This window comes from Streptosporangium sp. NPDC004631 (assembly GCF_053601935.1).
In genome coordinates this window covers 211,410-238,044 of sequence record NZ_JBSGCR010000003.1, presented here as the reverse complement: position 1 = coordinate 238,044, position 26,635 = coordinate 211,410, and the positions used below count along the sequence as shown (strand labels likewise).

Below are 26,635 nucleotides of genomic sequence, written 5' to 3'. Positions count from 1 at the left end.
AGCGATGGGGCGCCCAGGCGGGTCAGGCCGCCCACGGCGGGGTGAGCTCGGGGAGCCGGTCCTCGTAGTCGCCCAGCCAGACCCCGAACAGCACCAGGCTCCGCACCCAGAACCGGTCGTTCCAGCCGTTGAACCGGGCCAGGGCGTCCGGCCCCTCGGCCACCACCGCGTGCAGCTGCTCCGACAGCAGCGAGGGGACCCGGTCCGCGACCCGGGAGAGCATCCGGTGACCGTACTCCCTGGCGGGCGCGGCGGTCGAGCGCAGCGCGACCCTGCGGAGCGGCTGCTTGACCACGTTGGTGGAGGGCAGGGCCGCGACGCGCGGATTGGCCGCGTGCAGCAGCTCCCGGTAGAACCGGCCCCGATCCTTGCGGGCCACACCCACCGAGAGCGCGGCGTCGAAGAAGGCCGGATGCATGAACGGCGCCACGAACGACACCTCGGGGCCGACCAGGTTGACCGGGGAGCGGGCGATGCCCCTGGCGGTCCTGGTGTGCAGCACCGACAGCGGCAGCTCGGCCCGGTGGCCGTTCAGCATCGAGGTCGACTGGGCGAACGCCGCGCCGACCGAGGAGGTGATCCAGGCCGAGGCCCCCTCGGACAGGAACGGCACCGACGGGGCGCCCAGCGCCAGGGAGCCGAGCAGCGCAGCCTTCCGCCCCGCCTCCGAGGAGGCCTCCAGCGCGGCCCCGCTGACCATGAAGTTCTTCAGCAGCGGCCCCCCCGCCAGCCCGTCCACCAGGGTCCGGCCCGCCTGGTGCACCTCGCGGGCGAACGGGGTGTACCAGGCGTGGTGCGGGGTGAGGAACTCCAGCCGCCGCGCGGCCGCCAGCGCGTCCTCGGGATAGGCCGAGGCGTCCTGGGCGATCACGCGGTGCCGTACACCCAGCTCACGGGTTATCGCGCGGGCGAAGGCGATGTCGGTGTCGGTGCCGTCGTCGGGGCTGGTCGTCCACGACTCCACGTCGGCGTCCCGCGCCACCGCGACCGAGCAGAGCAGCCGCGAGTCGTAGCCGCCGCTGACCGGCACCAGCAGCGGCCGCCCGTCGAACTCCTTGTAGACCTCGTGCAGGATCTCCAGCAGCTCCTGTGTCGTACACCCCGCCTCGAACGGCTCCTCGCGCAGCCAGCGCGGCAGCCTCCGCTCGGTCGAGATCCGGCCCGACGCCCGGTCGAGGACCAGCGCCCCGGCCCCGGCCAGCCGCTTGACCTGCGCGTACGGGGTGTCATCGCGGAGCGGGAAGGTCAGCTGGATGATCGCGGCCCAGGCGTCCCAGTTGACCTCGTACGGCGTGCGCGCCAGCGACAGCAGAGGCTCCAGCAGCGAGGAGAAGTAGACCGCCCCGTCCCTGAACAGGTAGTAGACGTCCACCAGGCCGAGCCCGCCGGCGTGCAGCGCGATCCGCCTGCCGTCGTTGATCAAGCCGGGCGTCTCGAACTCCTCGGCCACGCCGATCCAGGTGGCGGCCCCCGCCGGGGTGCGTTCCCCCCAGGCGAACGCCCAGGTCCGTTCGTCCCGCCGGTAGGGCGGCAGCGGAGAGGAGCTGAACAGCGCGGCCTCGGGCGTCCGCAGCGCCGGTCTCACCCGGGGGCCGGCCTCTCGCAGCGTCTCCAGGGCGGCCTCGTCGAGGTGGCCGATGCCGCCGCAGACGTACGGCCTCACATTGAACGTCGGCCACTGCACCGTGCTGACTCCTCTGTGTCGCGATTGACCAAAGGGTATCCTTTGCCCGGCTCACGAATCGGAGGACGGCGTGGCGGACGGGCAATTGGAAAGCACGCGGCTGGCGTTGCGGGAGGCCATGGCCGAGGCGGAGCGGGCCGCGGAGCTGGCCCGCCTGCTGGACGCGGCACAGGCGAGGGCTACCGAGGCGGAACGGGCGACCGAGGAGCTGCGCGGACTCCAGGAGCGCCTGGCCGAGACCGAGGAGCAGCTCCGAGCCGTGCAGGCGGCCGAGGAGAAGCTCCGCAGGGACCTGGCCGAGCAGCGTTACCAGGCCGAGGTGGCGAAGTGGAAGCTGTCGTCGGTGCAGGTGGCCCGCTGGTCCCGCCTCGGTGACGCGATCAAGACGGGCAAGAGCAACCCGGTGAGGCTGGCGCGCGGCCTTCGCGGAGCCGCCAAACCCGCCAAGCGCCCGAGCGCGCCCAAACGCCAGCCCGTCCCGCAGAAGACCTCGGCCAAGCCGGTCCCCGGCGCGTCCTTCCAGGCCACCACGTCCACCAGGACGGTGGGTGGCAGGTCGGTCAAGCTCAAACCCTTCCGCGTCCCGACCGGGCCGAACACCCGTCCGCACCTGACCGCGGCCGTCGTCGCCGAACCGCACGCCGAGGCGCTGCTGCGCTACGAGTGGCGGCAGACGACCGGTTTCACCCCCAGGGACTTCGCCCGGGTGCTGGCCGCCGAGATCCCGCACCTGCTGCTGGTCGAGTCGGTCACCACCGGCCCGTGGGCCGGTGAGCTGGACAAGCCGGGGGAGGGGCTGCGCACGCTGCTGTCCTGGTGCGCCGAGCGGGGCATCCGCACGGTCTTCTGGCACACCGGCGGCGAGGTAGAACGTTCCGTGGCCGCCGCCGCGCTGTTCGAGCACGTCGTCACCGCGCTGCCCAAGTCCGTGGGGGCCTGGGGGGCGGCCCTGGCGGCGCGCGAGCCGGAGCCGGGCCGCAGGCCGCCGTCGCTGGGACTGCTGCCGTTCGCCGTGCAGCCCCGGGTGCACAACCCGCTGCCGCTGGCCGGAGACCGGTTCGACCGTGTGCTCCCCCTGGACGAACTGCTCCCCGGGCACCTGTCGTATCCGGACGTGCTCACCTCCTACCGGTGGCCCAGGGCGGTGGACTGCCCACCGGGCACGGACGCCTGGCGGATGGCCGAGCTGGCCGCCTGCGGCACGCCGATCGTGGCGTCGCGCCCGGCGAGGGCCGGGCGGGGCGCGGAACCCGCCACGCCCGGTGGCGGCCTCACCGGTGCCGATGCCGACACCGGTGAGGGTGCCGACGCCCGCCGGGCCCATGTGGCGCTCCGCCAGGTCTACGGCACGGGAACGATGACCCAGAAGGTCGACGACCTGCTGGACGCGGTCGGGCTCCCCAGCGCCCGCGCCACTCTGGACATCTCGGTGATCATGATTGACCGGGGTGACCTCGACCACACCCTGGCCCAGGTCGTGCCGCAGAAGGGCGTCGTCCAGCTGGTGCTGCTCTCGGACGCCGAGGACGCCGAGGAGCGGGCCAGGGCCGCGCTGCCCGACCGGATGGACGTCGTGGTCCGCGGCCACGACCCCGAGCTCACCGTCGGAGCCCGGCTGAACCGCGCCCTCGACCTGTGCGAGGGCGACCTGGTGGCGGTCATGGACGCCCAGGACAGGTACGGCGAGCACTACCTGACCGACCTGGCCAGGCCCTTCCTGTTCACCACGGCCGACATCGTGGGCAAGGCGGCCTACTACGCCCACCTGCGTGACGTCGCCGCGACGGTGCTGCGCCAGCCGTCCGCCGAGTACTCCTACCTCCCCGAGGTCGCCGGGGCCACCCTGCTGGCCCGCCGTACCGTCCTGCGCGGGATCGGGTTCGCCGACGTCTCCGAGGGCTGGGACCAGGTGCTGATGCGGCAGTGCCGTATGGACGGGATCAAGGTCTTCTCCGCGGACCGCTTCGGGTACGTCCGGCTCCGCGACCGCGACCGCTGGCTCCTCGGCTCGGCGCAACTGGTCGACTACGGACCGCCGGACCCGCACGCCCTGATCTGACGAGATCCTCTTCTCGCCCGGTTGGCGGGCGATCGGTGTAGTTTCTACGGGCTGGGGATCGGCCGCTCCGGGGGGCCTCCTCCAGCACGCCCGTGAATGGGCCCCGCACGCGCGGGGATGGTCCGGAACGCGACCACTGGAGAACCCGGATCGAGCCGTCGGCCCCGCACGCGCGGGGATGATCCGTCCCTGCTCCCGCCCGGCGCCGCGCATCGGCCGGTCGCACACCGCGCAGGGCAGCCCGACCTGTTCGAGGGGCGCCGCCGGCTCATCCCTCACCACGGCGCGGGGTGTCGGACGGCTCGGCGGCGGCTGGGCCTTCCTCGACCTGACCCCGTCTGGCCGGTGAGGGGCAGGACCTAGGCTGCCAGGGGTGACGCCCGGTCAGCTTGGTGAGATCCTCGGCCTGCCGCCGACCCCGCGAGGGACGTGGGCCGATGAGGCGCTGTACGTCTCCTCGGCCGCGCTGCGCCGTGGGCAGGCTCCCGAGGAGCTGGCGGCGCGGTTGCGCGCGCTGTCCGGGATCGCGGACGTCCGGGTGTCCGGCGGGGGGCTCCTGGAGATCGCGGTGTCCGTGCCCGGGGAACTGGTGACGGAGATCGGCCCGGCCGGTGATCGGCTTCCGGCGGGGGCGTCGCCGTGGGCCGACTTCCCCCGCACCTGGCGCAACCCCGGGTTCGTCGTACGGTACGCCCACTGGCGGGCGGTCGCCGTACAGCGCTGGGCCGCGGAGCTCGGCGTCGGCGGGGAGTTCCGGCCGGAGCTGCTGGACGGCACTCGGGACCGGGCGGTGCTCAGGCTGCTGGCCGAGGTGCACGGCAGGCGGCGGAGCCGGGAACCGGGGTGGGCGGCCTACGCCGAGCAGCTCGCCCTGGCCTATCACGACGCGTTCGAGGGGGCTCCCGCGCTGCCGAAGGGGGAGGAGGGGCCGACGGCGCTCCATGCCGCCCGGGTACGGCTGGCCGGGGCCGTACGGGACGTGCTGGCCGAGACGCTGGCGGTATTTGGCGAGACGGCGCCCGACAGGCTGTGATAAACCCTGAAAAATAGAATATTTGGGAGGGCGTGTGAACGGTCCGCGGGGCTGGGCGGCCGGTGGATCACGGCGGCCCGGGATCGTCCGGCGGGCGCTGCCGACAGCCGTCGCCTTCCTGGTCGTCCTCTGTGGCCTGGCCTATCTCCGCGGTGATCTCCAGGAACTGATCGGGACCGCGCCGGGCTCCCCCCGGTCGGCCGCGGCCACGCACCATCTCTACCGGGGCACCGGCCCGATCGACGCCCGCTGCGACACCCTGCCGGACAACCCCGACGCCGATGTCAGAAGGACGCTGAACGCCCTCTCGCGCTGCCTGGACCGCATGTGGGCCACCACGCTGAAGGAGGCCGACGTCGGCTACGAGCCACCCGGTGAGGTACGGCTGGTCGCCGACCCGGGGGAGGCGGCCTGCGGGATCGACGACTACGACTGGGCCGGGATCTACTGTCCCGACCGGCGCGTGGTCAACGTGCTGGTCGAGGAGAGCCGGTCCTTCCCGATGATGTTCACGCTCGCCCACGAGTACGCCCACCACGTCCAGGAGGTCGGCGGGATGGCCGGGGACCGGGGTCCGGAGGTCTTCGACGAGGCGTGGTCGCGCCGGCTCGAACTGCAGGCCGACTGCCTGGCCGCGGTGACGCTGCGGACGGTCGAGCCACGTGTCCTGGAGAACCAGCGCCTGCTGGCCGAGGGCGAGAGCGACGCCGTGGACGACCAGGCGGAGGGCTACCGGCGGTCGCACGGCTCGGGGACCAGCAGCGCCGCGTGGATAACCCGTGGGGAGAGCGGCGGAACGATGGCGGCCTGCAACACCTGGAGCGCCCCGCCGGACGAGGTGTCCTGACCGTCCCGCCGGATATCCCCGGATACCCCCGGGATATCCCGCGCGTCGCGCGGGACCGCCCGCCGACCCGCAGGTCCTGACTGCCGGATAAGTGTAAAACGCAAAAATATCCTGACAAGGATGCCAATAGCGTAAAAAAAGCACGTGTTTGCGGAGGAGTGCGTCTCGGTCCTTGGTCATCCGTCCCATGGGGATCAGCGGGTCCGATAGCCTCGATAGGGTGAGTCGCTTCGCCCACCCCGCCGGTGACCGGCACGCCGAAGTGCTGCCCGAGGATCGCCCTCCGCACGCACCTGCCGACCTGAACACGCTCGACCCCGCCATCTGGCCGCGAACGTCGAACCGCGTCGACGGTTCGATCACGATCGGCGGCGTGGACGTCAGGGATCTGGTCCGGGAGCACGGCACCCCGCTCTACGTCGTGGACGAGGAGGACTTCCGCTCCCGCTGCCGCGACTACCGGGAGGCGTTCGCCGACGGCGAGGTCCACTACGCCGGCAAGGCGTTCCTCTGCCGCGAGGTCGCCCGCTGGGTCATGCGGGAGGGCCTCGGCCTCGACGTCTGCAGCGCGGGCGAGCTCGCCGTCGCGCTGAGCGTCGGCTTCCCGCCCGAGCGGATCACCCTGCACGGCAACAACAAGTCGCTCGCCGAGCTGGAGAAGGCCGTCGAGATCGGCGTCGGGCACATCGTGGCCGACTCCTTCGAGGAGATCACCCGGCTGGGCCTCCTCGCCGACAGGCACGGCAGGCGGCCCCGGGTCATGATCCGGGTGACCGTGGGGGTGGAGGCGCACACCCACGAGTTCATCGCCACCGCCCACGACGACCAGAAGTTCGGCTTCTCGCTGAGCAGCGGTGCCGCGGCCGAGGCGGCCCGGCGCGTCATCGCGCTGCCCCAGCTCCAGCTCGTCGGCCTGCACTCCCACATCGGCTCCCAGATCACCGACACCGCCGGGTTCGAGGTGGCCGCCCGCCGCCTGGCCACCCTCCTGGTGCAGATCAAGCGGGAGCACGGCATCGCCCTGCCCGAGCTCGACCTCGGCGGCGGTTACGGCATCCCCTACGTCGAGGGCGACACCGCCCCCGAGGTGAAGGAGATCGCCGACAGCCTGCGGGAGATCGTGGTGAACGTGGCGGCCTCCGCCGGTCTGCCGGTGCCCAGGCTCACCGTCGAGCCCGGCCGCTCCATCGCGGGGCCGGCCGGTGTGACGCTCTACGAGGTCGGCACGGTCAAGGACGTCGAGGGGCTGCGGACCTACGTCAGCGTCGACGGCGGCATGAGCGACAACATCCGCACGGCACTCTACGGCGCGGAGTACACCGCGCGGCTGGCCTCGCGGGAGAGCGCGGCCGGGCCGATGCTCTCGCGCCTGGTCGGCAAGCACTGCGAGAGCGGCGACATGGTCATCCGTGACCTATGGCTCCCGCGTGACCTGGCCGTCGGCGATCTGATCGCCGTCGCGGGCACCGGCGCCTACTGCCGTTCGCTCGCCAGCAACTACAACTACCTCCCCAAGCCCGCCGTGGTCGCGGTCAAGGCCGGGGAGTCCCGGGTGATCGTCCGCCGTGAGACCGAGGACGACCTGCTGAGAGGGCAAGCGTGAAACGACCTGGAGTGCCGTACCGCCGGACGGGCGGAGCGGCCGGGACGGCCGGAGAGGCCGGCCGCGGAACCAACAAGACGGGGAGCGCGACCACATGGCACTGAAAGTCGCCCTTCTCGGGTGCGGAGTCGTCGGTTCCCAGGTGATCCGCCTGATGCGTGAGCAGGCCGACGACCTCGCCGCGCGCGTCGGCGCGCCGCTGGAGCTCGCCGGTGTCGCCGTGCGGCGGCCGGGGCGCCGCCGGGACACCGAGGTGGACCCGGCCCTGATCACCACCGACGCCGAATCGCTGGTCACCCGGGACGACGTGGACATCGTCGTCGAGGTGATCGGCGGCATCGAGCCCGCCAGGTCGCTCATCCTGTCCGCGATGAGCGGCGGCAAGTCGGTCGTCACGGCCAACAAGGCGCTGCTCGCCGAGGACGGCGCGACCATCCACGCCGCCGCCAGGGCCAACAACGCCGACCTGTACTTCGAGGCGGCCGTGGCGGGCGCGATCCCGCTGATCCGGCCGCTGCGCGAGTCGCTGGCCGGGGATCACGTGCACCGGGTGCTCGGCATCGTCAACGGCACCACGAACTACATTCTCGACAAGATGGACTCCAGCGGCGCGTCCTTCTCCGACGCGCTGGAGGAGGCCCAGGCCCTGGGCTACGCCGAGGCCGACCCCACGGCCGACGTGGAGGGCTTCGACGCCGCGGCCAAGGCCGCGATCCTGGCCGGGATAGCGTTCCACAGCCGGGTGACCGCCGCCGACGTGCACCGCGAGGGCATCACCGAGATCACCGCGACGGACGTGGCCGGCGCCAAGGCCATGGGCTACGTCATCAAGCTGCTGGCGATCTGCGCCCGCTCCGAGGACGGCCGTTCCTTCGGCGTCCGGGTGCACCCGGCCATGATCCCCAGGACGCACCCGCTGGCGGGGGTCCGCGAGGCGTACAACGCGGTCTTCGTGGAGGCCCGCTCCGCCGGGCAGCTCATGTTCTACGGCGCCGGCGCCGGTGGAGCCCCGACCGCGAGCGCGGTGCTGGGCGACATCGTGGCCGTGGCGCGCAACCTGCTGGCGGGGACGCGGGGGCCGGAGGAGTCCACCTACGCCGACCTCAGCGTGCACCCGATGGGCGAGACCGTCACGCGCTACCACGTCTCCCTGGACGTCGCCGACAAGCCGGGCGTGCTCGCCCGGGTCGCCGACATGTTCGCCAAGCAGGACGTGTCCATCCAGACCGTCCGGCAGGAGGGGCACGGCGACGACGCCCAGCTCGTGCTGGTCACCCACCGGGCCACCGACGCCGCCCTCTCGGCCACCATCGAGGGCCTGCGGGAGATGGACATCGTCCGTGACGTGGTGAGCGTCATGCGCGTCGAGGGCGAGGACGTTCCGTAGATGGCGGCCCGTAGGCAGGGGTTTTCCGAGCCCCGTCCGACCCCACCCGGCCCGTCCGCCGGGTGGGCGTCCCCCGTCCTCACCGGAACGACCAGGGGCCGGGCTCGGCCCCGCCGACAGTGAAGCGCGTGTGCGGCGATGGAAAGGAAGCCGGTCCTCCTGTGGCATCCCATGCCCTCGGTGACTCCGATGAGTGATCGGGAGTGAACGCCGGAGTCATGTCCGAGGTGCGATCGGAAGGGGGGCCGTGGCCTCGATATTCTTCCCTGGTGCCTGCGCAGCCGACTTCCGTCTCCCCGGCCCCTCTCGCGACTCCCGAGGGTTTCCTCCGATCGGCGCCGGAGAGAACCGCCGATCTTGCCTGGACAGGTCAGGAGTGGCTGGCGGCCCGTGAACCGCTCGGTGACCGGCCGGACGCCGCCGAGGTCGCCCGGCTCAGACCGCTACGTGCCCTGACCGTCCGGTGGCCCTCCCGCGAGGTCCCCGCCCACCTGGTCACCGCCCTCGCCGCGGCCGGGGTGCCGCTGCACGCGGCCCCCTCCCCGGACTGGGTGGAACCCGGACTGGCCCGCCTGCTCGCGGCCTGGACACCCGAGGAGGGGGACGGCGGGCTGCGGTCGGTGGTCGGTCTGCGCCGGGAGGAGCACAGTGTACGGCTGCGCCGCCACGGCCTCAGGGCGGTGACCGGGAGGGCCCGGGCGGCCACGCCCACGGTGAGCGTGGTGATGTCCAGCATGCGACCGCACCTGCTGGGCTCGGCGCTCGCCCAGATCGCCCGGCAGCGGCGGGTGGAGGTGGAGGTCCTGCTGGGCCTGCACGGCGTCGCCGCGGACCACCCGGAGGTACGGCGGGCCGTGGGGGAGAGCGACCTGCCGATCACCGTGGTCGAGGCCGACGCGGTCACCCCCTTCGGGGACGTGCTCAACCTGGCCGCGTCCAAGGCGGGCGGCGCGTACGTCGCCAAGTGGGACGACGACGACTGGTACGGCCCCGAGCACCTGGCCGACCTTCTCCTCGCCAGGTCCTACGCCGGCGCCGACATCGTGGGCGTCGCGGCCGAGTTCTTCTACCTGGAGCCGCTGAACGTCACGATCCGCCGTACCGACTACACCAGCGAGGTCTGGTCCGACCACGTGGCCGGGGGCACCATCCTGGTCGACCGGTCCCGGTTCACCGATCTCGGCGGGTTTCCCGGGCTGCCGCGCGGGGTCGACGCCGGGTTCCTGAAGGCCGCGCACGCCGCGGGGGCGCGCGTCTACCGCACCCACGGGCTCGGCTACGTGCTCCGCCGTACGGTGAGCACCGAGCACACCTGGCGGCTCCCCCTCGCGCACTTCCTGCGCGTCGCGTCGAACCAGTGGCACGGCTTCCGGCCGAGCCTGATCCTGGAGGCCCCGTGATCCCGCGGATCTCCGGCAACGACTATCGGAGCCTCACCCCCGCCGAACTCGGCGCCTGGACGCCGTCGCTGCGGGTCAGCGTGGTCGTCCCCGCCTACGGCGGTCAGGACAAACTCGACCTGGTGCTGGCGGGGCTGGCCGGTCAGACCTACCCCGCGGACCTGACCGAGGTCGTCGTGGTGGACAACGGCAGCGAACCGCCGCTGCGCCTGCCCGACCTCCGGCCGCCCGGCACCCGGCTGGTCGCCTGCGCGACCCCCGGCCGGGCGCACGCCCGCAACGCGGGGCTCCGGGCCGCCACCGGCGACGTGATCCACTGGCTGGACTCCGACGTGGTGCTGGACCGCCGGTCGGTCGAGGCGCACATGCGCTGGCACCACGCGGCGCCCTACCTCGCGGTGACCGGTTACCTGCGGTTCACCCCGGCCCCGCAGCCCACCCCCGAGGCGGTGGCCGCCGCCGCCGACCTGGCCGACCTCTTCGAACCCGCCGAGCCGCACGCCTGGCTGGTGGACCTGATCGAGCGGACCGGCGGCCTCACCGGCAACCCGTCTCGCCCCTTCAGCCTGCACGTGGGCGGCGCCACCTCGGTCAACGCCGCGCTGCTCGCCCAGGCCGGTCCGATGGACACCGACCTCGTCCTCGGCCAGGACACCGAGATGGGCTACCGGCTCGCCCAGGCGGGCGCGGTCTTCGTGCCCGAGCCGCTGGCCCGCGCCTTCCACCTGGGGCCCACCATGCGGATGCGGGACAAGGCGCCGATCGACCGGGTCAGCCACGCCTTCGTGGCCGACCGGATCCCGGCCTACCGCTGGCTCCGGTCCCACCCGGCCAGGCAGTGGAAGGTGCCCTACCTGGAGGTGGTCGTCGAATCCGCGTGCGACCCCGGCGAGAGCGGTCCCGGATACGAGGAGGTCCGCGCGACCGTGGACGCCGTGCTCGCCGGTACCGTGCCCGACGTCGTGGTCACCGTCCCCGGCCCGTGGGACCGCCTCCGGGCCGACGACCGCGCGCCGCTGGCCAACCCGGACCTGGCCGCGGTGCTGATCCGAGGTCACTACGCCCACGAGCCCCGGGTGCGGCTCACCCTCGCCTCGCCTCCACCGGCCGTGCCCGCCGTGCCGTACCCGGCTGACGACGGAGGGGGCCCGGAGCCCTGGGCCGGGGTGCCCTACCGGCTCCGGCTGCCCCCGGGGTGGGTCCCGGACGAGGACAGTCTCGCGCGCCTGCTTGATCTGGCCGGGGAAGAGGGGTACGGCCTGGTGTCGGTGCTGCTGGCCGAGGGGCCGGGCACGACGATCGTCGCGGCCAGGCTGGAGCGCACCGCGGCGTTCGCCCGCGCCGCGATCGTGCGCGCGGAGGGGGAGCGCCTCGACGACGCCGTCGAGGACACCTTCGGGACGGTCTGGGTGGACGGGGAGACCTACGGGTTCCTGCCCGAGGCCCGGCCGTTCACCGGCCGCCGCAGCGCCTACCGGGCCAGGGCCGAGGCGGCCCGTCTCGCCGGGGAGGCCGCACGGCTCACCGGGGAGGTCGAGCGGCTCCGCGGCCAGGTGACCAGGTGGCGCGAGGAGGCGGGCCGCTGGCGTAAGAGCGCGGTCGAGTTGCGCCGCGAGGTCGGCGGCCTGCGCAAGGAACTGGCCGCCGCCAGAAAGGTCGTCCAGTACGGCCTGCTCTCCTCCGTCAAACGGGTGATCACCCGCCGCCGGTAGACGAGAACCCCGGGCGAGTGCCGAGGGCGGTTCCGGCGCATTCCTGATGCCGGGAAGGTTCCAGCGGAATGGATCAGCCCGGCGGCGTGGGCCATGGCGCCAAGCCGCCGACGCCGGACATCGGTTCGGCGGTGTGGCGGGCGAGGCGTCGCAGGTTGGCCTCCGCTTCGCGGATGGACGTGTTCACCACCTCTGTCCGGGCTCGGCCGTCGTACGGGAGACCACGTTGGAGGGATCGCCCAGCCACACGCGCTGCTGCCCGCCGGCGGTGACGGTGAGCCCGAACTCCTCATGTCCCGGACGCCCGCGCTCGACCCACCACCGGTGAGCGGCCTCGACCTCGTCCCACAGACGACGCGGCCCGCCCTGGTAGACCCGTGAGTCCGAAGGGTCGTCCTCATCGAAGTACACCGCCGCCCAGGACAGGTCCCCCAGGCCGAACAGCTTGACCGGTGATCAGGCGTCCAAGTCGCTGGGCTGGAACCCCTCCAAGCTCAGTCGCTATGAAACAGCTACCAGACGAGTTCAGCCGAAGGATCTACAGGTACTTCTCGATCTCTACGCGGTCCCTGGCGACAAGCGGCAAATCCTCCTTGACCTGGCGAGGAACGCGCGGTTCAAGGGGTGGTGGGACGCCTACGGCGACACCCTCCCCACAGAACTCGCCGCGTACATCGCGTTGGAGGCCGAAGCCGCGTCGATCAGAGGGTTCTCGGCTCAGATCATTCCGGGGCTGCTTCAGACGGAGGAGTACGCTCGTTCCGTTATTCACGCCGGTTTGATGGATCTTGCGCCTCGGGGAGAGATCGAACGTCGAGTGGAAGCACGCAAGACCCGCCAGCGGCTTCTCGCGCGAGAGCCCGGACCTCTCGACTACTCGGTCATCATGAGCGAAGCGGCCTTGCGTAACAGGGTCGGCTCTCCTGAGGACATGCGCGCTCAGTGTCATCATCTGGTGGATCTGGCCCAGCTTCCCAATCTGACCATCCAAATTCTCCCTTTCGCCTCCGGAGCTCATCCCGCGATGGCGGGAACCTTCTCGATTCTCAGTTTTCCGGCGCGCTACGACGAGGACGTGGTCTACATCGAGACCCTGACCAGTAACCTCTGGGTAGAGGACGAAAGGGACGTACACTGCTATACACGTGTGTTAGATCATCTTCGTGCGATTGCGTATGGGGTCGATGAATCCATCTCTTTCATCGCGACGGTGGCTGAGCAGCTTTGATCATCGATCCGCTGGAGGGAGCTGCGAGATGACTGTTCCTGAGCAAGCCGTGTGGCGGACCAGCAGCTTGAGTGCTAACGGTGCGGACTGTGTGCAAGTGGCTGTCATCAATGCCTCTGGCACTTCAGGCCATGAGGCGGAGAATCCCCTGTTCCTGGTGCGCGACTCCAAGAACGTTGACGGAGGGGTCCTGACTTTTACACCCGGCGCGTGGCGTGCTTTCGTCGGCGGCATTAAGAGTGGCGACCTCGACACCTTGACCTGAGACAGGGGCAGGGAACGTCCAGGTTCCTGACCGGGGCTTCGCAGACTTGGTGCCCGGTGCCTGTGATGAGTTTCCCCCGGGCGTGTGAAGCGTGGTGTCCTGCTTCGGCTGGTGCTTCACCGTGCGGATTCGACCCCTGAATCGATGACGGCCTGGGGGTAACCGCGCCGATACCGGTGGTAGAAGTCGGCCACTTCACCGCGGAAGCCCGGATCCATGGCCACAGCCTGCCCGCAGGGATCCTCACCGTGACAGCGCTTCAGCTCACAGCGTCAGACCGGAGAAAACCATCGGTCCATCCGTACACGGTGTCCAACCTGCCGTCGGTCTTCAGCCGGGGGCGTCCTATCGGGGGCGGATCGCCGCTCGGAGTCGGCCGAGCCAGGACCTCCGCTTGGCGGGGGATGACGGGGCGGGTTCTCCGATGGAGGTGGGGGGTGCGGGCGTGGCCGTGGGGGGGAGTGGCGGGGCGGGCGGGGGAGTGGGGTGGGCCGGCCAGAACTGGGTTCGGTCGCCGTGCCGTACGCCGTGGGTGGCCTTGATCGAGGTGACGACGTCGTCGGCGCCCAGCAGCCTCGCCCGGCCCAGCGCCTCGGTCCGCTCCAGGGTCGCCGTGCCGTCGTCGCCGAGGTCGATCACCAGCAGGCCGGACCGGTCGTCCTGGATGGCGGAGATCATCCGTTCCAGGGAGTCGCGTCCCAGCGGGACCGAGATCGGGCCCGTGTAGCGGAACGGGGTCGGCGCGGGGGTGGGGGCGACCTCGTCGGCCAGCCGTACCCGCTCGTCGTGGGCGAAGTACTCGCGCAGCAGGCGCAGTTCGAAGAACGGGTCGTCGAGCACCGGGCGGCGCCCCGCGGGCAGCTGTGACCAGGGGGCGACCAGAGTGACCCGTACGTCGTCGATCGACCCGTCGAGGGCGGCGCCGACCGCCCCGCGCACCCGTTCCCCGCCGCTCTCACCCTCCCCGACGCGCAGGACCACCTCCACGTACGGCACCAGCCACCGCCGCCCCCGGTCCTTGCGCAGGTCACGGCGGAGCGGCACCCGGTGGGCGAAGTAGGGGGCGACCGCGCTGACCGCCCGCCGCCGGTCGCGGCGCTGCGCGGGAAGGCCCAGATGCACGGCCCTGGCCGCCGGCTCGGGGACGAAGACCGCGCCGTGCGTGGCGAGCCGGTAGGCGAGCTCGGTGTCCTCGCCCCTGAGCACCTCGGGATCGACTCCGCCCACGGCGTGGAAGGTCTCGCGCCGCATCGACACCGTCGGCCCCGTGCACACGTGGTAGGGGTTGCGGCTGGTCCGCAGGCCGTTGGTGCGGATGATCGTCTGCTCGGTGGAACTGGCCAGCGCCTTCGACAGGTCGAAGACGGTCTCCAGAGAGTCTCCGCGCACGTGGTCGTGTAGCTCGGCGGGGGAGAGCGCCGGGTCCTCGACGAACATCTTCGCGCCGATGGCGACGAGATAGTCGGTCAGGTGGTGCCAGCGGGCCAGCGCCTCGATGTGCTCGCGCCAGAGAACCATGTCCGCGTCCAGGCGCTGGATGATGTGCCCCTCGGCCAGCGCGGTCCCGGTGTTGAGCGCGTGCGCGATGCCCCAGCCTCCGGGGGCCGCGGGAGCGATCCGGGTGCCCGGCGGGACGATCTCCGGCAGGCGCAGAGGCGGGTCGCTGCCGTCGTCGACCACGATCACCTCCATGAGGTGACCGGGGTAGGTCTGCGCGGCCAGGGCGGCGAGCGTCAGGTCGAGCCGGCGCTGGCCGCCGTGCGCGGGGATGACCACGCTGACCGAGAGCGCCGGGGTCCACTCGCCGAGTGGGGGCGGCCTCAGGCAGGAGTAGTCGTTGTGCCGGATCGGGGGCCGGTCGATCGCCGCTCCGCCCGTCATGATGTGGTGCTCCTCGTCTGCGTTCCCGCTTCTCGGGCCGCGTTGACTTTACCCGGATTTCCTTAGGGTTTCCTGGGCGGGGGACGCGGGACTTCCTGGATGGATGACGCCTGAGGTGTCCATTTGGTGGACAACGGATCCCGGGGCCGGGGGCGTTGCCCGTAGACTCGTTACCCAACAGCGCAGGTAGGGCGCGCGTGGTGGCCACGCGCGGGAGGAGCAATCATGACCAGGGCGTGGCGTGGCCTGATCGAGGAGTACCGTGACCGACTTCCGGTTACCACGGCGACGCCCGTCGTCACGCTGCTGGAGGGCGGCACGCCGCTCGTCCCGGCGCACCGGATCTCGGCGCTGACCGGCTGCGAGGTCTACCTCAAGGTCGAGGGCGCGAACCCGACCGGCAGCTTCAAGGACCGTGGCATGACCATGGCCATCAGCAAGGCCGTCGAAGACGGCGCGAAGGCCGTCATCTGCGCCTCCACCGGCAACACCAGCGCCTCCGCCGCCGCCTACGCCGTCCGCGCCGGCCTGACCTGCGCGGTGCTGGTGCCCCGGGGCAAGATCGCGATGGGCAAGCTGGCCCAGGCGCTGGTCCACGGGGCCAGGCTGCTCCAGGTGGAGGGCTCCTTCGACGACTGCCTGGAGATGACCAGGAAGCTGTCGGAGAACTACCCGATCGCACTGGTCAACTCGGTGAACCCGTTCCGGCTCCAGGGTCAGAAGACCGCCGCCTTCGAGATCGTGGACGCGCTCGGCGACGCGCCCGACATCCACTGCATCCCGGTCGGCAACGCCGGCAACATCTCGGCCTACTGGATGGGCTACACCGAGTACGCCGAGGACGGCGTCGCGGCGCGGACCCCCCGCATGTTCGGCTTCCAGGCCAGCGGCGCCGCGCCGATCGTCAACGGCGCGCCGGTGACCCACCCGCACACGATCGCCACCGCGATCCGGATCGGCAACCCCGCGTCCTGGAAGCTCGCCGAGGCCGCCCGCGACGAGTCCGGCGGCGTCATCCAGGCCGTCACCGACCGTCAGATCGCCGCCGCCTACAAGCTGCTGGCCCAGGAGGAGGGCGTGTTCGTCGAGCTCGCCTCCGCGGCCAGCGTGGCCGGCCTGCTCCAGGCCCACGACCAGGGACTTGTCGCCCCGGGAGGGCGCATCGTCTGCACGGTGACCGGCAACGGCCTCAAGGACCCGGACTGGGCCATCTCCGGCGCGCCCACCCCGGTGACGATCCCGATCGACGCCCACGCGGCGGCCGTCGCCCTGGAACTCGCCTGACACCGTCTTCCCGACGCCCCTCCCCCTGTGAGGCCCACAGGGGGGCGGCGAGCCCGGCCGAGACCCATCGCCGTTCCCCCTCGCGAGGCCCGAGAGCGGGCGGTGGGTGAACGTGGCCGGGCATGACCCTCATCTCCGCCGGCCGCGCCCTTCACCCGCCCACGACCTCACCGATGAGGTCCCTACGCGTTCTTCGGCCCGGCCGCCTGGCACGCGCCGCCGCTGCCCCGGGCGTCACACGATTACCCCGGACACCACACGATCTGGAACCCGCGCCGGAGAAGGACATCACCGTCCGCGCGGGGTCATAGCCACCCACACAGCACGCAGTTTGGATCCATCTAATGTCCGAAAGTCACGAGGGGCCGGCTCGTTCCACGGCTGAAGCCGGTGGGCCGCGCCCAGGAGCTCCGATCAGGGTCACCGTCCGGGTCCCGGCGACGTCGGCCAACCTCGGCCCGGGGTTCGACAGCCTGGGGCTGGCCCTCGGCCTCTACGACGAGGTCGAGGCGTCTCTGTACGGCGAGGCCGAGGACTCTCCGGCCGAGCCCGGCGACGGCCCCCGGCCCGGGAGCGTCGACATCGGGGTCGAGGGAGAGGGGGCGGGCGAGCTCGGCGACGGCGAGGGGCACCTCGTTGTCAAGACGATGCGCGCCACCTTCGACCGGATGGGGGTCCCGCAGCCGCGTGGCATCCGGCTGCGCTGCCGTAACCGGATCCCGCACGCGCGGGGGCTCGGCTCCTCCTCCGCGGCGATCTGCGCGGGCATCCTCGCCGCGCGGGCGCTGGCCGGCACGCCGTACGAGGCCGTCCCCCACCGGGGCGCCTCCGCCGACGCCCACCCCGGTACGGTACCCGCCTTCACCGACGACGACGTCTTCGCCCTGGCCACCGAGATCGAGGGGCACCCCGACAACGTGGCCCCGTGCCTCGCGGGCGGGCTGACCGTCACATGGACGGACCACTCGAACGTACCGCATATGGTGAGACTGGTTCCACACGCCGATATTCGGCCCGTGGCCATCATTCCCCGGCACCGGTTGTCCACCGAGATCGCCAGGGGACTGCTCCCCGAGGACGTGCCGCACGCCGACGCGTCCGCGAACGCCGGGAGGGCGGCGCTGCTCGTGGCGGCACTGACCACCAGGCCCGAGCGGGAGCTGCTGCTGGCCGCCACCGAAGATCGGTTGCATCAGGATTACCGCGCGCCTGCGATGCCGCAGACCGCGGATCTGGTACAACGTCTGCGCGGGATCGGCGTCCCTACGGTTGTCTCGGGAGCGGGTCCCACCATTCTTGCGTTTTCCACAGGGGATACGCAGGATTTGATCGCACCGGAAGTGGGTACTGATTGGCTCATCCAGCCACTGGATGTCGAAACCCGCGGTGCCTGTGTTGTCCCTCCCGGGACACGCTGATACCTCTTCGACCTTCAGGGAATAGCTGTGTGCGCTGGTGATGTTAGGCTGGTAGCCGCACCAGGTGCCCCCTTGTTGGGTGCGTGCTTGTCAGCCACGCATCGCTGTACCATGCCCGATCCCGTGGGGCATGAGCGCCGCAGTGGCCTCCCCGAATCCGTCGCCTCCGAATGCTCCACATTCGGTTGGGGCAACGAGAGACGGCGTTTGAGGGGACATGCGCGTTCGATCTACTTCGACATCTGGTTGCCGGTAGCAATCCGGGGGGTGTCCTCCAAGCCCCACCGTCGGCGAATCTCGATGGTGACGGCATGGATACGCCCTTCTCCGACAGTGGCGGCGGTCCGTAAGGACCGTCGAGGATCGCAACGTGCAACCCGACCCGGTCTGTCCCACCGGGTCGATCGCACCACCGGGACGATTGGCTGATCATGGCCACGCCCGACCCCTGGGAAGGACCCATTAGTGAGCGACACCACCGAACTCCTCTCCGACGCCACCGGCGCATCGCCGGAGGCCGGCGACACCCCCACCCGCCCCGCGGCCAAGCCGCGCCGTCGCTCCGGCACCGGCCTGTCCGCGATGGTGCTGCCCGAGCTGCAGGCCATGGCGTCTGGTCTTGGCATCAGCGGGACCGGGCGGATGCGCAAGAGCCAACTCATCGCAGCCATCCAGGAGAAGCAGGGCGTAACCGCCGAGAGCGCCCCGGCTCCCGTCGCTGCCAAGGAAACCCCGGCAGCCCCGGCGCCGACCCCTCAGGCCGAGCCGGTCGCCGAGCGCCCGGCCCGTAGCCGGAGGGAACGTTCCCGCTCGGTCGCCGCCGTGGAGCCCGTGGCCGAGCAGGCCGCTCCCGCTCCCGTGGCCGAACCCGTCGCCGCCGCCGCTCCCGTCGTGGAGCAGCAGGCCGAGGCGGGCCAGACCGAGGGGCGTCCCGAGCGTGGCGAGAGCCGCCGTGAGCGTGGCGAACGCCGTGGCCGCAACGGCGACCGGGGCGAGCGCGGCGAGCGCGTCAACGACCGGCGTGAGCGGGGCGAGCGCGGCGACAGCCGTACCGACCAGCGCGCCGCCGACGCGGGCCAGAGCCGCGGCGAGCGGAGCAACGACCGTGACCGGAGCGACCGCGGCGAGCGGGTGAACGACCGCGGTGAGCGTAACGACCGCGGCGGTGAGCGCAACGACCGTGACCGCGGCGGCGATCGCGGTGACCGCACCGGTGACCGCGGTGACCGCACCGGTGACCGTGGCGGCGACCGTGGTCCGCAGAGCCGTGGCGACCAGCACGGTGTGGGCGACGACGACGACCGTCGCGGCCGGCGCGGGCGGTTCCGGGAGCGGAATCGGCGCGGCCGGGACCGTTTCGACAGCAACGAGCCCGTGGTCGGCGACGACGACGTCCTGATTCCGATCGCCGGCATCCTGGACATCCTCGACAACTACGCGTTCGTGCGGACCAGCGGTTATCTTCCGGGCTCCAACGACGTCTACGTCTCACTGGCCCAGATCCGCCGCAACGGCCTGCGTAAGGGCGATGTCGTCACCGGCGCCGTCCGTCAGCCCCGCGACGGCGAGCGCCGCGAGAAGTTCAACGCGCTCGTCCGCCTCGACACGGTCAACGGCATGGATCCGGAGCAGGCGCGTCAGCGGCCCGACTTCAACAAGCTCGTCCCGCTGTATCCGCAGGAGCGGCTCCGTCTGGAGACCGAGCCGAACATCCTGACCACCCGGATCATCGACCTGGTCGCGCCGATCGGCAAGGGGCAGCGTGGCCTCATCGTCTCGCCGCCCAAGGCCGGCAAGACGATGGTGCTCCAGTCGATCGCCAACGCGATCACCCGGAACAACCCCGAGTGCCACCTGATGGTCGTCCTGGTCGACGAGCGTCCGGAAGAGGTCACCGACATGCAGCGGTCGGTGAAGGGCGAGGTCATCCACTCGACCTTCGACCGCCCCGCCGAGGACCACACCACGGTCGCCGAGCTCGCCATCGAGCGTGCCAAGCGTCTGGTGGAGCTGGGTCACGACGTCGTCGTGCTGCTCGACTCCATCACCCGCCTGGGCCGGGCCTACAACCTGGCGGCCCCGGCCTCCGGCCGTATCCTGTCCGGTGGTGTCGACTCCACGGCGCTCTACCCGCCGAAGCGCTTCTTCGGCGCCGCCCGCAACATCGAGAACGGCGGCTCGCTGACGATCCTCGCCACGGCGCTGGTCGAGACCGGCTCCAAGATGGACGAGGTCATCTTCGAGGAGTTCAAGGGCACCGGAAACCTGGAGCTCAAGCTCAACCGCCAGCTCGCGGACAAGCGGATCTTCCCCGCGGTGGACGTCGACGCGTCCGGCACCCGCAAGGAAGAGATCCTCATGTCGAAGGACGAGCTGCAGATCACCTGGAAGCTGCGGCGGGTGCTGCACGCCCTGGACATGCAGCAGGCTCTGGAGCTGCTCCTGGAGAAGATGAGGGAGACCAAGTCCAACGCGGAGTTCCTCCTCCAGGTTCAGAAGACCACGGTCAGCTCCGAGCGCGACTGACGGTTTTCGTGGTACGGCTCACGCCCCGGCCCTCACGGCCGGGGCGTTCGCCGTCTCTGAACCTCATCTCCTGATGTTCATCCCTGGGCGTTCATCTCCGGCCGCCCGTTTCCGGACGCCTGCTCCGGCCGGTACCCGACGCGGTGAGACACCGGGAGCCGGCCGCCCCTGGGACCCATCCCCGGATATCGCCTCCGGACGCCGGCTCCGGGGTCCCGCGGGGCCCCGGCCTTCGGGATATCCACACCCTCAGGACGCCTGCCCGCCCCATTCCGCCGCGCCCGGCGTTCCGGCACACTTGAACGGGGCGGGGCCCCGGGCATGACCGCGATCACGGTGTGTGGAGGCGGGGAGCGGGTGACGGCTGAGACGGGGGTGGGCGCGTCCGCGACGCGGACGCCGCTGCGCCTCCGCGTGCCGCTGGGACCGAACGGGCCGCTGGGGATGCTCGTCGATCCGATGACCTGGCGTGCCGTGCCGTACCTGCTGTTCAGCATGTTCTACGGCATCGTCTGCTTCACCGTGCCGGTGTTCGCGCTCCCGCTCGCGCTGACCCTGGTCGCCCTCTGGATCGGGCTGCCGCTGCTCGCGCTGACCATGCTCGCCTGGCGCGGCGCGGCGATGGCCGAACGGCGGCTGCTCCGGCTGGCCTTCGGCACGGTGATCCCCGACCCATACCGGCCGTCTTCGGGCGGCAACCCGCTCCTGCGCTGGAAGGACATGTTCGTCGATCCGGCGACCTGGAAGGACCTGCTGTACCTGCTGCTGTTGCTGCCGGTCGGGATCGGGGAGTTCGTCGTCTCGGCCGTCCTGTGGTGCCTCGCGCTCGGCCTGATCCTCATGCCGCTGCTCGTGCTGTTCGGCTGGGGGCCGATCTCGATCGTCGACGGACTGCTGATCGACACCGTCCCCGGGGCGCTGCTCTGCGTCCCGGCCGGGCTGGGGGTCCTCTCCGTCGCGCTGTACGCGACCAGGGGAATGGCGTGGCTGCACGCGCTGCTCGCCGTCGGGCTGCTGAGCCCGGGTAAGAGGGACCTGCTGGCCGCCAGGGCGGCTCACCTGCGGGCCAGCCGGGCGCGCGGGGTCGACGCGGCCGAGGCCGAGCGGCGCAGGATCGAACGCGACCTGCACGACGGCGCGCAGCAGCGGCTGCTCTCCGTCGCCATGGACCTGGGCCGGGCCCAGGTGCGGATGGAGAGCGACCCCCAGGGCGCCAGGGAGCTCATAGCCCAGGCCCACGCCGGCACCAAGGCCGCCATCGCCGAACTGCGCGACCTCGCGCGGGGCATCCACCCGGCGATCCTCACCGACCGGGGGCTGGACGCGGCGCTCTCCTCGCTCGCCTCCCGGGCGCCCGTGCGGGTGAACCTGTCGGTGGAGGTCTCCCACCGTCCTCCGGCCGCGGTGGAGAGCATCGCCTACTTCATCGTGGCCGAGTCCCTGACCAACGTGGCCAAGCACTCCGAGGCCACGGAGGCGTCCGTCCGGGTCAGCCGTGAGGGGCGGCGGGTGGTCGTGGAGATCTACGACAACGGCGTCGGGGCCGCGGTGCCGGGTGCCGGAGGCGGCCTGGCGGGCCTGGCGGACCGGGCCGCCACCATCGACGGCGTACTGAGCGTGGACAGCCCGCCCGGCGGCCCCACCCTGATCCGCGCCGAACTGCCCTGCGAGTGGTGAACACTTGACCGTATGCGGGTGGTGATCGCGGAAGACTCGGTGCTGTTGCGCGAGGGACTGGTCAGGCTTCTGGCCGACGGCGGGATCGAGACCGTCGCGGTGACCGGAGACGGTCCCGGGCTGGTGGCCTCGGTGGCCGAGCACGATCCGGACCTGGCCGTCGTGGACGTGCGGATGCCGCCGTCCCACACCGACGAGGGGCTGCGCGCGGCGCTGGAGGCCAGGTCGCTCCGGCCGGGGCTGCCGATCCTGGTGCTGTCGCAGTATGTCGAGGAGCGCTACGCCACCGAACTGCTCGGCGGGGGTGCGACGGCGGTCGGCTACCTGCTCAAGGAACGCGTCGCCGACGTGTCGGAGTTTCTCGACGCCGTGCGCCGGGTCGCCTCCGGAGGGACGGTCATCGACCCGGAGGTGATAGGCCAGCTGCTCAACCGCTATCGGCGGGACGATCCGCTGGGCTCCCTGACGGCCAGGGAGCGCGAGGTCCTCGCCCTGATGGCCGAAGGCCGCTCCAACACGGCGATAGCCGCCCGCATGGTCGTCACCGAGGGCGCGATCGAGAAGCACATCTCCAGCATCTTCGCCAAGCTCGGCCTCGGACCCGCCCCCGACGACCACCGCCGGGTGCTGGCCGTACTGACCTATCTGGGGCGGTGAGCGGGCGCGACCGGGAGGAGCTGGCGAACGTCTGAGGAGAGGAGAACGCCCGGGGCCGATGGCACCGGGCGTTCCCGACCTCGCGTTCCGCTGACGTTCCGCGCTCCGTCGTCTGTACGGCTTGCGCCCGGGGTTGGGGACGCGAGTCGTACAGCGTGGGGCCGTGCGCGGGGGCGTGACGCGCTGTCGCGTTCTCCAGGTTGTCCGGTTACCGGTTGCCCCGGTGGCCGGACTCCGGCTGTGCGACGGGCGCGACGCCGCCTATGTCAGGTCGTTCAGCGGACGTCCACGAACTCGACGCCGGACTTGGAACCGTAGGTCTTACCGGTGCCCGGGAGCACGGCACGCCAGTAGGCGTCGAACTTCGGCCTGACCACCTTGCCGAACCTGCCGCTGCCGTTCGCCTTCGCGAAGGAGACGAACTTCCAGCCGGAGGCGCCCCTCTTCTTGCAGTAGAGCTCGACCATCTTGCCGGAGTAGGCCGAGCCGCCCCGGTAGGCGGTGCCGAACAGGCGGATCGACTTACCCTTTTTGATCTTGTTCGCGGTTACGTCGAACGAGACCTTCGACGCGCGCTTCCTGGACGTGGACTTACCGGCCCTGACGGTGAAGGTGTCGGCCTTCTCGTACTTGGCGCTCTCCTTGCCGCGTCCCGCGGTCAGCTCCAGCGTCCAGTAGCCGGTGGAGAAGTCCCTGTCGAACCAGGTGGTGCTGTACCAGGAGTTGGCGGAGTTGCCCTTCTCCAGCTGCAGGTCGACGGAGTCGGTGGCGTCGTTGCTGAAGAGGCGGGCGGAGACGGAGGAGGCGCCGATGATGCCGGCCTTGACGACCACCTTGGTGTCCTCGTTGCGGGTGATCACAACCGGGTCGGTCACCGAGGCGCCGAGATACTTGACCTGCGGGTCGACGTCGACGTCCTTACAGGTCGCGCTGTCGGCGCCCACCCGGCTGATCTTCAGACGGAGTTGCCATTTTCCGTCCTTGTCCTTGGCGGTGATGGTGAAGTCGCCCTTGAGGGAGGCGGTCTGCGGAACATCGGCGACCCTGTGTTCGGCGTCCGTCGTCTCGGGCTGCTTCGGCAGGGCGAGCTCGGTGGCCGCGATGACGGTTCCGTCGGCGCGAGTGATCTCGGCGGTCACCTTGGTCACCGAGCGGGCGACCTGCTTGGTGTTTCCCTCCACGGGCCAGACGCCGTTCGCGTCCTTGTCCTTGAAGGGCTTCTTGAGAGTGGCCTCGAAGCCGACGGTGTTGTCAGCCTTCAGTGGCACGAAGGTGTCGCCCACCTTGACGTCGGAGATGTCGGTGGTGACGGCGTCACAGGCCGCTGCGGTGGCTGTGAAGGGGGTGGACTGGGTGGCGAAGGCTGAGGCCGTACCGCTGGCGAAGACGGCGGCCCCCGTTGCGGCTGCCATGAGCAACCGCGTTCCGTTCCTCATCATTGGTCCCCTTACTCGGGTAAAGATAACGGTAAATATTACGGTTTGGGCACCGGAGCCTAGTGGGGCTGGTGTGACTCGTCTACACATGCAGGTCATCAGTTCGGGGAATGGTCCGTGGCCTGGGGTGGTTGGAGCATCTGGCACACTGGTAGCCGAACCGCAGCGGTTCCGGCTCCCGCCCGCGCGCACCCACGGTGTGCACAGCGCGCAAGCCTCACCGGCGAGAGACAGTGGCGACCCGGCGACCGCGCCTTGGAGAGGAACTAGAGGACATGAAGCCCGACATTCACCCGGAGTACGTCACCACCGCGGTGACCTGCACCTGCGGTAACACCTTCACCACCCGTAGCACCGCCAAGAACGGCACGATTCACGCCGACGTGTGCTCGGCCTGCCACCCGTTCTACACGGGCAAGCAGAAGATCCTGGACACCGGTGGCCGGGTGGCGCGCTTCGAGAAGCGCTTCGGCAAGAAGCCCGCGGGTCAGTAGCTCACATCCGGACGCCGGCTCGGAACCACCCCTCCGCTTCTCCGAAGGGGTGCGCCTGGGTCGGCGTTCCTGGTGATTAGGCAGGTTTCGCACGGACTTCAAGGGAGGACGCACGGTGAATCTCGACGAGCTGCTCAGTGAGTATGCCGAGCTGGAACTCAAGCTCGCCGATCCCGCCGTGCACGCCAACCAGGGCCAGGCGCGTACGTTCGGCAGGCGCTACGCCGAGCTGACCCCGATCGTCAACACCTATCGGGAGCTTGAGGGCGTCCAGAGCGACCTGGGCACCGCCCGGGAGCTGGCGCCGGAGGACGAGTCGTTCGCCCAGGAGGCCAAGGAGCTGGAGGCCCGCGTCCCCGAGCTGGAGCACAGGCTCAGGCATCTGCTGATCCCGCGTGATCCCAACGATGACAAGGACATCATCATGGAGATCAAGGCGGGCGAGGGCGGTGAGGAGTCGGCGCTGTTCGCCGGTGACCTGCTGAGAATGTATCTCCGGTATGCCGAGCGGGTCGGCTGGAAGACCGAGATGATCGACGCCACCCCCTCCGACCTGGGCGGCTACAAGGATGTCACGGTCGCGATGAAGGCCAGGGGCGACGACGGCGTCTGGTCGAGGCTGAAGTTCGAGGGCGGCGTGCACCGGGTGCAGCGTGTGCCGGTGACCGAGTCGCAGGGGCGCATCCACACCAGCGCGGCCGGTGTCCTGGTCTACCCGGAGGCCGAGGAGGTCGACGTGCAGATCGACCCCAACGACCTCCGCATCGACGTCTACCGGTCCAGCGGCCCCGGAGGCCAGAGCGTCAACACCACCGACTCGGCCGTGCGGATCACGCACGTTCCGACCGGTGTGGTGGCCTCCTGTCAGAACGAGAAGAGCCAGCTGCAGAACAAGGAGTCGGCCATGCGGATCCTCCGCGCCCGCCTCCAGGCCATCGCCGAGGAGGAGGCCAACGCCGCGGCCATGGCCGAGCGCAAGTCCCAGATCCGGACCGTGGACCGCTCCGAGCGCATCCGCACCTACAACTTCCCCGAGAACCGCATCTCCGACCACCGGGTCGGCTTCAAGGCGTACAACCTTGACCAGGTTCTGGACGGCGACCTCACGGCCGTCATCCAGGCCCTCCTCGACGCCGAGATGGCGGAGAAGCTCGCGGACCACTCATAGAACGCGCCCATGACCTTTCTGCTGGACGAGATCGCCCTCGCCACCGCCCGGCTCGCCGAGGCAGGTGTGCCGTCGCCGCGCACGGACGCCGAGGAGATCGCCGCTTTTGTCCATGGGGTGCGCCGCAGTGAGCTGCACACCGTCGCGGACGCGGAATTCGACGCGCTGTTCTGGGAGGGCATCGCCCGGCGCGAGGCCCGTGAGCCGCTCCAGCACATCACCGGCCGCGCGTACTTCCGCTACCTGTCCCTGGAGGTCGGTCCGGGCGTGTTCATCCCGCGCCCGGAGACCGAGGTCGTGGCGGGGTGGGCCATCGAGCGGTTGCGGGAGATGGACGTCGCCTCGCCGGTGGTCGTGGATCTCGGCACCGGCTCCGGCGCCATCGCGCTCTCCATCGCCCAGGAGGTCGCGCTGGCCACCGTGCACGCCGTGGAGGTCGACCCCGACGCCTACCGCTGGGCCAAGCGCAACATCCTGGAGCACGGGCAGGACCGGGTCCACCTGCATCCGGAGGATCTGGCCGACGCCCTGCACGAGCTCGACGGGCAGGTGGACCTCGTCGTCTCCAACCCGCCCTACATCCCGCCCGGCGCCGTGCCCCGCGACCCCGAGGTGCGCGAGTACGATCCGCGCCGCGCGCTGTACGGCTCGGGCAGCGACGGCCTCGACGAGGTCAGGGCCGTGGAGCGGACCGCCAGGCGGCTGCTCCGTCCCGGAGGGTTCGTGGCCGTGGAGCACGCCGACGAGCAGGGAACCCCGGTCTATCTGATCTTCCCCGAGGAGAACGGCTGGCGCGACGTCCGCAGCCGTCAGGACCTCACCCGCAGGGATCGCTTCGTCACCGCCCGTTTCGGTCAAGAATAGGTCAGGAATAGG

At 71.0% G+C, this 26,635-nt stretch carries 21 protein-coding genes; 17 read left to right on the top strand and 4 right to left on the bottom strand.

The window, feature by feature from the left end:
* Window positions 1-22: 22 nt before the first annotated feature.
* Complete coding sequence (locus ACWEF2_RS04440) at window positions 23-1,684, bottom strand: asparagine synthetase B family protein (protein WP_453811809.1); 1,662 nt, start codon at window positions 1,682-1,684, stop codon at window positions 23-25.
* Between the two features lie 85 nt (window positions 1,685-1,769).
* Between ACWEF2_RS04440 and ACWEF2_RS04435 the strand changes: the two genes are divergently transcribed.
* From ACWEF2_RS04435 to ACWEF2_RS04405, 7 genes are all read left to right on the top strand, one after another.
* Window positions 1,770-3,743 carry a hypothetical protein gene (locus ACWEF2_RS04435; RefSeq protein WP_453811807.1) on the top strand — a complete coding sequence of 658 codons (1,974 nt, stop codon included), beginning with the start codon at window positions 1,770-1,772 and terminating at the stop codon, window positions 3,741-3,743.
* A 373-nt stretch (window positions 3,744-4,116) separates the two neighbouring features.
* Window positions 4,117-4,776, top strand: coding sequence for an anticodon-binding protein (locus ACWEF2_RS04430; RefSeq protein ID WP_453811805.1), 660 nt, complete (start codon window positions 4,117-4,119; stop codon window positions 4,774-4,776).
* A 34-nt stretch (window positions 4,777-4,810) separates the two neighbouring features.
* Window positions 4,811-5,623, top strand: coding sequence for a neutral zinc metallopeptidase (locus tag ACWEF2_RS04425; RefSeq protein ID WP_453811803.1), 813 nt, complete (start codon window positions 4,811-4,813; stop codon window positions 5,621-5,623).
* 220 nt (window positions 5,624-5,843) lie between these two features.
* Window positions 5,844-7,226 (top strand): diaminopimelate decarboxylase, encoded by a 1,383-nt coding sequence (lysA, locus tag ACWEF2_RS04420; RefSeq protein WP_453811801.1) that lies wholly within the window; start codon window positions 5,844-5,846, stop codon window positions 7,224-7,226.
* A 94-nt stretch (window positions 7,227-7,320) separates the two neighbouring features.
* Window positions 7,321-8,613 (top strand): homoserine dehydrogenase, encoded by a 1,293-nt coding sequence (locus tag ACWEF2_RS04415; protein WP_453811799.1) that lies wholly within the window; start codon window positions 7,321-7,323, stop codon window positions 8,611-8,613.
* Window positions 8,614-8,882: 269 nt separating this feature from the next.
* Entirely contained in the window at window positions 8,883-10,013 is a 1,131-nt protein-coding gene (locus ACWEF2_RS04410; RefSeq protein ID WP_453811797.1) for a glycosyltransferase family 2 protein, read from the top strand.
* Complete coding sequence (locus ACWEF2_RS04405) at window positions 10,010-11,725, top strand: glycosyltransferase (RefSeq protein WP_453811796.1); 1,716 nt, start codon at window positions 10,010-10,012, stop codon at window positions 11,723-11,725. The genes ACWEF2_RS04410 and ACWEF2_RS04405 overlap by 4 nt, the downstream gene beginning before the upstream one ends.
* 183 nt (window positions 11,726-11,908) lie before the next feature.
* Here ACWEF2_RS04405 and ACWEF2_RS04400 read toward each other — a convergent pair whose 3' ends face one another.
* On the bottom strand, window positions 11,909-12,136 hold the full coding sequence (locus tag ACWEF2_RS04400) for a hypothetical protein (RefSeq protein ID WP_453811794.1): 228 nt from the start codon (window positions 12,134-12,136) through the stop codon (window positions 11,909-11,911).
* Window positions 12,137-12,170: 34 nt separating this feature from the next.
* On the opposite strand from ACWEF2_RS04400, the gene ACWEF2_RS04395 reads away from it, so the two are divergent.
* Both ACWEF2_RS04395 and ACWEF2_RS04390 read left to right on the top strand, forming a co-directional pair.
* Window positions 12,171-12,953, top strand: a complete 783-nt coding sequence (locus ACWEF2_RS04395; RefSeq protein ID WP_453811792.1) for a helix-turn-helix domain-containing protein — start codon at window positions 12,171-12,173, stop codon at window positions 12,951-12,953.
* Between the two features lie 28 nt (window positions 12,954-12,981).
* Entirely contained in the window at window positions 12,982-13,218 is a 237-nt protein-coding gene (locus ACWEF2_RS04390) for a DUF397 domain-containing protein (RefSeq protein WP_453811790.1), read from the top strand.
* 345 nt (window positions 13,219-13,563) lie between these two features.
* Here ACWEF2_RS04390 and ACWEF2_RS04385 read toward each other — a convergent pair whose 3' ends face one another.
* On the bottom strand, window positions 13,564-15,099 hold the full coding sequence (locus ACWEF2_RS04385; RefSeq protein WP_453811788.1) for a glycosyltransferase: 1,536 nt from the start codon (window positions 15,097-15,099) through the stop codon (window positions 13,564-13,566).
* A gap of 225 nt (window positions 15,100-15,324) precedes the next feature.
* On the opposite strand from ACWEF2_RS04385, the gene thrC reads away from it, so the two are divergent.
* The 5 genes from thrC to ACWEF2_RS04360 all read left to right on the top strand — a co-directional run bounded on the left by thrC (window position 15,325) and on the right by ACWEF2_RS04360 (window position 22,661).
* Window positions 15,325-16,383 (top strand): threonine synthase, encoded by a 1,059-nt coding sequence (gene thrC / locus ACWEF2_RS04380; protein WP_453811786.1) that lies wholly within the window; start codon window positions 15,325-15,327, stop codon window positions 16,381-16,383.
* A gap of 344 nt (window positions 16,384-16,727) precedes the next feature.
* Window positions 16,728-17,801 carry a homoserine kinase gene (locus tag ACWEF2_RS04375; RefSeq protein ID WP_453811784.1) on the top strand — a complete coding sequence of 358 codons (1,074 nt, stop codon included), beginning with the start codon at window positions 16,728-16,730 and terminating at the stop codon, window positions 17,799-17,801.
* A 465-nt stretch (window positions 17,802-18,266) separates the two neighbouring features.
* Window positions 18,267-20,327 carry a transcription termination factor Rho gene (gene rho / locus ACWEF2_RS04370; RefSeq protein WP_453811782.1) on the top strand — a complete coding sequence of 687 codons (2,061 nt, stop codon included), beginning with the start codon at window positions 18,267-18,269 and terminating at the stop codon, window positions 20,325-20,327.
* Window positions 20,328-20,684: 357 nt separating this feature from the next.
* Window positions 20,685-22,004: a sensor histidine kinase gene (locus tag ACWEF2_RS04365; RefSeq protein WP_453811780.1), complete on the top strand. Its 1,320-nt coding sequence runs from the start codon at window positions 20,685-20,687 to the stop codon at window positions 22,002-22,004.
* A 12-nt stretch (window positions 22,005-22,016) separates the two neighbouring features.
* Complete coding sequence (locus ACWEF2_RS04360; protein ID WP_453811779.1) at window positions 22,017-22,661, top strand: response regulator transcription factor; 645 nt, start codon at window positions 22,017-22,019, stop codon at window positions 22,659-22,661.
* A gap of 275 nt (window positions 22,662-22,936) precedes the next feature.
* On the opposite strand, the gene ACWEF2_RS04355 is transcribed toward ACWEF2_RS04360, so the two are convergent.
* The gene (locus ACWEF2_RS04355) at window positions 22,937-24,073 is read right to left on the bottom strand and encodes a hypothetical protein (protein WP_453811777.1); all 1,137 of its coding nucleotides are present in this window, start codon (window positions 24,071-24,073) and stop codon (window positions 22,937-22,939) included.
* Window positions 24,074-24,372: 299 nt separating this feature from the next.
* Here ACWEF2_RS04355 and rpmE point away from each other — a divergent pair, with 299 nt between their 5' ends.
* The 3 genes from rpmE to prmC all read left to right on the top strand — a co-directional run bounded on the left by rpmE (window position 24,373) and on the right by prmC (window position 26,623).
* On the top strand, window positions 24,373-24,591 hold the full coding sequence (gene rpmE, locus ACWEF2_RS04350; protein WP_355597412.1) for a 50S ribosomal protein L31: 219 nt from the start codon (window positions 24,373-24,375) through the stop codon (window positions 24,589-24,591).
* Between the two features lie 115 nt (window positions 24,592-24,706).
* Complete coding sequence (prfA, locus tag ACWEF2_RS04345; protein ID WP_453811775.1) at window positions 24,707-25,759, top strand: peptide chain release factor 1; 1,053 nt, start codon at window positions 24,707-24,709, stop codon at window positions 25,757-25,759.
* Between the two features lie 9 nt (window positions 25,760-25,768).
* On the top strand, window positions 25,769-26,623 hold the full coding sequence (prmC, locus tag ACWEF2_RS04340) for a peptide chain release factor N(5)-glutamine methyltransferase (RefSeq protein WP_453811773.1): 855 nt from the start codon (window positions 25,769-25,771) through the stop codon (window positions 26,621-26,623).
* The last annotated feature ends 12 nt before the right edge of the window (window positions 26,624-26,635 follow it).

Excerpts from the sequence above, each read along its gene's own strand:
- ACWEF2_RS04390 (WP_453811790.1), top strand. The coding sequence starts at position 12,982 with ATGACTGTTCCTGAGCAAGCCGTGTGGCGGACCAGCAGCTTGAGTGCT.
- ACWEF2_RS04385 (WP_453811788.1), bottom strand. The coding sequence starts at position 15,099 with ATGACGGGCGGAGCGGCGATCGACCGGCCCCCGATCCGGCACAACGAC.
- prmC (WP_453811773.1), top strand. The coding sequence starts at position 25,769 with ATGACCTTTCTGCTGGACGAGATCGCCCTCGCCACCGCCCGGCTCGCC.
- thrC (WP_453811786.1), top strand. The coding sequence starts at position 15,325 with ATGACCAGGGCGTGGCGTGGCCTGATCGAGGAGTACCGTGACCGACTT.
- ACWEF2_RS04355 (WP_453811777.1), bottom strand. The coding sequence starts at position 24,073 with ATGGCAGCCGCAACGGGGGCCGCCGTCTTCGCCAGCGGTACGGCCTCA.
- rpmE (WP_355597412.1), top strand. The coding sequence starts at position 24,373 with ATGAAGCCCGACATTCACCCGGAGTACGTCACCACCGCGGTGACCTGC.
- ACWEF2_RS04375 (WP_453811784.1), top strand. The coding sequence starts at position 16,728 with ATGTCCGAAAGTCACGAGGGGCCGGCTCGTTCCACGGCTGAAGCCGGT.
- ACWEF2_RS04415 (WP_453811799.1), top strand. The coding sequence starts at position 7,321 with ATGGCACTGAAAGTCGCCCTTCTCGGGTGCGGAGTCGTCGGTTCCCAG.
- ACWEF2_RS04360 (WP_453811779.1), top strand. The coding sequence starts at position 22,017 with ATGCGGGTGGTGATCGCGGAAGACTCGGTGCTGTTGCGCGAGGGACTG.